This window comes from Mycobacterium sp., from assembly GCF_036273375.1.
Taxonomy (GTDB): Bacteria; Actinomycetota; Actinomycetes; order Mycobacteriales; family Mycobacteriaceae; genus Mycobacterium.
Genome location: NZ_DASUHS010000264.1, coordinates 1 through 4,304 on the forward strand (window position 1 = coordinate 1; position 4,304 = coordinate 4,304).

A 4,304-nucleotide genomic window follows, 5' to 3' on the forward strand; every position below is an offset into this window, starting at 1 on the left:
AGGCGCGAACGTCTGGTTGCCGAACGAATCACTCGTGGTGGCATCGGAGATCTGCAAGGACTGGTCACCGAAGCCGGTGACGCCCGGATTAGCGACGACCTGTGCGTCGAAGCCGCCCGTGTCGGACCAGCCGTTCTGACCGTTGATCGAGCCGATTGCGTACCCCTGGCTCGAATCGAATGTGATGGGGTTCGGGCTGATCGTGTCGGCTCTGGCTACTCCGCCGAAGGCCGCGATCAAACCGATTGATGCCACCAGGAGCGTGGCAATGAACATAAGACGCTTCATGTGCGTCCGCCTTCCTCTTTATGTGGATTTACGACCGCAGGGGACGAAAACCCAAAGAGCTACGGACGCCGCAAAGCCCCATCCTAGCAGTTTTCATCGGAGTCCGAAATACCGGGATTCACTGATGCGCCCGTCCTCCTCCTGCCGGAAGCTGGGCGACCCTTCTAGAAGGTTCATGCGACCGACGCTGACGCCGGTCGGTTGTGCCTGCGGGTCATTCCGGAACACTGGCCGAGGTCGCGTCGGTTACTGGGAGGGCCGGGCAGGCCCGCGCTCGGTGTATCGGCGGGTATGCCCTACGGGTAGGTCTCTCTTGCCTCGATACGATCATGTCCTGATGCCGCGGTTTCGGTTCATGGTCATCGACGAGGACGGTCAGCGCATCGGACGCTTCGAGTCAGACGATCCCAACTGGCGTCCCGGCGACACCTTCACCCTTGACGAGCAGCTGTTGCGGATCCTGGAGATCCTCCCTGAGGTCTCCACGATGGTCGCCTACAACGCGGTCTGGGTAGTGACTCCATCCACCGACGACGAACAGACGACCGAAGAGCCCGCGGTAGAGGCACCAGGGCAACCTCGCATCTAGCCGCTGCGGTCGGTGGGTCAGCGCGAGATTTCGAGCGCGACGGCGAGCGTGCAGCCCGTCTCCAGAAGCGCCTCGACTGCGTGCCAGTCGACCGCGTCTTCAACCGCCCTGATCGCCGCGTAGCGGCCGAGGCCCAGCGCCATGAACCGCTCGATCTTGTACTTCTCGACTCTCACCGTCTCGTCGCCGCTCATCACGAATCTCCTTAGACACAGGCTCGGACGGCTGCAAACACCGAGTGGTTAGGTGTCCACACAGAATGCGTACAAGGGGCCTCCAGGTTGCACTTGCCCATGGATGGAACTCAAAGGAACGCGGTTCCGGGCCTAACCCTCGGAGTGCATCCCGATTGATGTCCGCGTGACGCAAGAAGTAACGCCCCCTCGGTTCGAACCTTGGCGGGGGCGAGCGCTTACGCCATCGCCTCTCGCACCGCCTCGTCCATACGCTCGCAACTGTCCGAACGCGAGCCAGTAGCGCCAGATGCCAACAGCGGTGAGGGCGGCTTTCCCCGCCCGAAACAGCGCCGTCGCGCACGTGTGCCGCAGCGCGCGGAACGACGCCCCACGGCACCCCCGCCCGCTTCGCCGCTGGCTTGAACATCTTGATCGCGCCACGTCAGCTTGCGCTGCGATAGGTGAGCACTTCGTGCGTCACCGCACTTGACCCCGGGCCGCGTGCCGGAGGATGATCGGTTGGCGCCCAGCTATCGGCGGCACATGAGTGCTACCCAGGGGAGAGGGAGGCGTGATGAAGGTTCTCGTTGGCAAACGAACTGGCTTCGTTGCCATTCTGGCGGCGCTAGGCATCGGCGCTGCGTTGACCGCTGCGCTGCCGGCCTCAGCCGTCCAGCCACCCGCCGCGGCCGACCCTGCGGTAATCACCGACTGGAATGCGATTTCGGTCAACACCATCGCGGGCGCGGCACCGAACGGCGCCGGACTGAACAACGCAGAAGGGCTCATGTGGTTCGCGTTCGCGCAGGCCGCGGTCTACAACGCGGTCGAGGGCATCACCGGCGACTACGCGCTGTACGACTGGAACGCCAAGGCGCCGAAGGGCGCCTCCCCTGAGGCCGCAGCGGCGGTCGCTGCGCACGACGTGCTCCGGTATTACTTCGGCAGCAACGCCACGATTGCGGCGAATCTCGATGCGGCGCTGGCAAACTCGCTCGCCGGCATTCCGGACGGCGTGCCCAAGGACCAGGGCATGCGGTATGGGGCACGTGCGGCCGAGCGGCTGATCGAGTTGCGTGCAAACGACGGTCGGTTTGCCCCGATCACCTTCGACACGCCGGTCGCGCCGGGCGTCTGGCGCCCGACGCCGGCCGCGTTCGCGCCGTTCCTCGACCCGTGGCTGAGCCACGTCACACCCTTCGTGCTCAACTCGGACAGCCAGTTCCGGTCCGGGCCGCCCCCCGCCATGGACTCCGCGCAGTACACCCAGGAGTTCAACGAGGTGCGCGACTACGGATCGAACCTGCCGGTGGGAGCACCAGGCCAATCGCGCACGCAGGCGCAGACCGACACCGCGCTGTACTTCTCCCGCGACATCGGCGCCGGGCCGTACCAGGCCGGGCTCCGTGACCTCGCGTCCCGTCACCAGCTCAACATCAGTGACAGCGCCCGGATGTTCGCGGCGGTCGACCTGAGCATCGCGGACTCGATCTTCGCCATCTGGGATACGAAGTACCTGTACGGGAAGTGGCGCCCGATCACGGCAATCCGCGAGGCGGACACCGACGGCAACCCGGACACCGCCGCGGTGCCGAACTGGACGCCGCTCATCCCGACTCCGAACTATCCGGATTACGTGAGCGGACTGAGCGGCGTCACCGGCGCCCTCAGCCAGTCGCTAGCACGGCTGAACATGTTCGACCTCATCGTTATGTCTCCGGTCGGCACGACCAGGCACTACACCGATCCCGTCGCGATGCGGACGGACGTGATCAACGCGCGTGTATGGAACGGGATCCACTTCCGCTCGGCTGACGTCGCCGGCGCCGCGATCGGCGTCGACGTCGCGAATTGGGCGGTCGACCACTATTTCGCACCGACGAAATAGTTCAGGGAACTGGACGAGCGGTGGGGCCTCTGGCCCCGCCGCTCCGCGGCGGCCGCTCTGGCGAGCCTCTGTGCGGGTGAGCGAGACGCCATCGAGGTGTTGCTGCGGTTGCTGCGGAGAGTGCGGCCGACCCGAGGCCGAGGCGATCACACCTGAACTTCCACCGTAGTCCGAACGGCCTATTGCCGCGGTGTTGCTGGTCGTAGAAGCTTCGTCTCCGGCCGCTCCTCTCCTGGAACGGCCTTATCGGGTCATTCATCTAGAAGGGGGAGGACAAGCTCCATGCGGAAAGCAGTAGTGCTGGTCGTGCTCGTGGCGGCGATGGCCTTTGTCGGGGCTGCGGTTGCAGCGCCGGGCCACACGGTCACGGACACGCAGAACTTGCACTTCACTCAGACAAACCCGGACATTCAGCCGTGCAACGGCCATCCGGTCCTGCTCACCACCACCACCAACCTCGTGAACCACGAGACCTATTTCCCCGGCGGCGACGAGGCCTGGGGGACGTTCACCGAGGAAGACAAGATCGTGGCCACCGACCAGATCAACGGCGTGGTCTACAGCGGTCACGACACCTTCTGGGGCAACTTCAACATCAACAACCAGAACTCCAACGACACCTTCACAAGCTCGATTCACGTCCGCGGGACCGACGGCAGCTACATCTCCATGCACGAGGTCGCGCACGAGACGTTCGACAAGAACGGCAACCCCGTCGTCCAGTTCGACAAGCCGACGATGACCTGCGGCTAACGCCGCGCGGCAGATGGAAGCGCGAAGTTGGGGGCCGCCTTCGGGCGGCTCCCTTTCGCCCCTACAAACAGATCCCAATCCCTCACGGTGGGTTAATCGCTGCGTGCCACCATGCAAGAGATGGCTCGCGTGGTCTGGAGCGTCCGACAGGGCAAGGTGGGAAACCTCAATGGCCCGGAGCTCGCGAAGGGCTACCGCTCGGCCCATCCGGTGCAGGAACCGAAGCTCGGCGACGTGCTGTACCTGCCAGACGGCTCGGGACCGTGGCGCGTTGTCGACTGGCTACTTGCTGACCGCACCAACTCGGCGGGGAACGTGCTTGTCGTCGAACCAGCCGGCAACTGAGGCGGCGCGACTTACGTCGCCTCGACCCGTAGCAGCCCGACGAACGGTGAGCCCTCGTCCTCGAGCGGAACGAGGGCGTAGACCGCAGAAGTGTTCGTTGTCGCCCGCGACGATCTCGTCGCCAGGACGGATCACCTCGGCAAAGGTGGCCTCGCCCGCGTCAGAACCATCCATGAGGTGCAGCCGGTACGAGAACATGACTCCTTCGCTTGCGGGGCCGGACGGCGTGCCCGCGCTTATCAGCAGGCCGCGGTCGGTCGGATCC

General features: G+C 64.9%; 6 protein-coding genes. 4 read left to right on the plus strand and 2 right to left on the minus strand.

All coding sequences use genetic code 11. The annotated features are described in order from the left end of the window. Positions 1–288, minus strand: a 288-nt coding sequence (locus VFW69_RS23305; RefSeq protein ID WP_526505067.1) for a hypothetical protein, incomplete at its 3' end; no start/stop codon positions are given. Between the two features lie 337 nt (positions 289–625). Here VFW69_RS23305 and VFW69_RS23310 point away from each other — a divergent pair. Further along, positions 626–877 carry a hypothetical protein gene (locus VFW69_RS23310; protein WP_526505069.1) on the plus strand — a complete coding sequence of 84 codons (252 nt, stop codon included), beginning with the start codon at positions 626–628 and terminating at the stop codon, positions 875–877. Between the two features lie 17 nt (positions 878–894). Here the strand turns inward: VFW69_RS23310 and VFW69_RS23315 are convergent, their stop codons facing one another. Continuing rightward, positions 895–1,071, minus strand: a complete 177-nt coding sequence (locus tag VFW69_RS23315) for a hypothetical protein (RefSeq protein WP_526505071.1) — start codon at positions 1,069–1,071, stop codon at positions 895–897. Positions 1,072–1,627: 556 nt separating this feature from the next. On the opposite strand from VFW69_RS23315, the gene VFW69_RS23320 reads away from it, so the two are divergent. The 3 genes from VFW69_RS23320 to VFW69_RS23330 all read left to right on the plus strand — a co-directional run bounded on the left by VFW69_RS23320 (position 1,628) and on the right by VFW69_RS23330 (position 4,039). After that, positions 1,628–2,941 (plus strand): vanadium-dependent haloperoxidase, encoded by a 1,314-nt coding sequence (locus VFW69_RS23320; RefSeq protein ID WP_526505073.1) that lies wholly within the window; start codon positions 1,628–1,630, stop codon positions 2,939–2,941. 282 nt (positions 2,942–3,223) lie between these two features. Further along, entirely contained in the window at positions 3,224–3,694 is a 471-nt protein-coding gene (locus VFW69_RS23325; RefSeq protein WP_526505075.1) for a hypothetical protein, read from the plus strand. Positions 3,695–3,814: 120 nt separating this feature from the next. Then, positions 3,815–4,039: a hypothetical protein gene (locus VFW69_RS23330; protein WP_526505077.1), complete on the plus strand. Its 225-nt coding sequence runs from the start codon at positions 3,815–3,817 to the stop codon at positions 4,037–4,039. Positions 4,040–4,304: the final 265 nt, after the last annotated feature.

Excerpts from the sequence above, each read along its gene's own strand:
- VFW69_RS23310 (WP_526505069.1), top strand. The coding sequence starts at position 626 with ATGCCGCGGTTTCGGTTCATGGTCATCGACGAGGACGGTCAGCGCATC.
- VFW69_RS23315 (WP_526505071.1), bottom strand. The coding sequence starts at position 1,071 with ATGAGCGGCGACGAGACGGTGAGAGTCGAGAAGTACAAGATCGAGCGG.
- VFW69_RS23320 (WP_526505073.1), top strand. The coding sequence starts at position 1,628 with ATGAAGGTTCTCGTTGGCAAACGAACTGGCTTCGTTGCCATTCTGGCG.
- VFW69_RS23325 (WP_526505075.1), top strand. The coding sequence starts at position 3,224 with ATGCGGAAAGCAGTAGTGCTGGTCGTGCTCGTGGCGGCGATGGCCTTT.
- VFW69_RS23330 (WP_526505077.1), top strand. The coding sequence starts at position 3,815 with ATGGCTCGCGTGGTCTGGAGCGTCCGACAGGGCAAGGTGGGAAACCTC.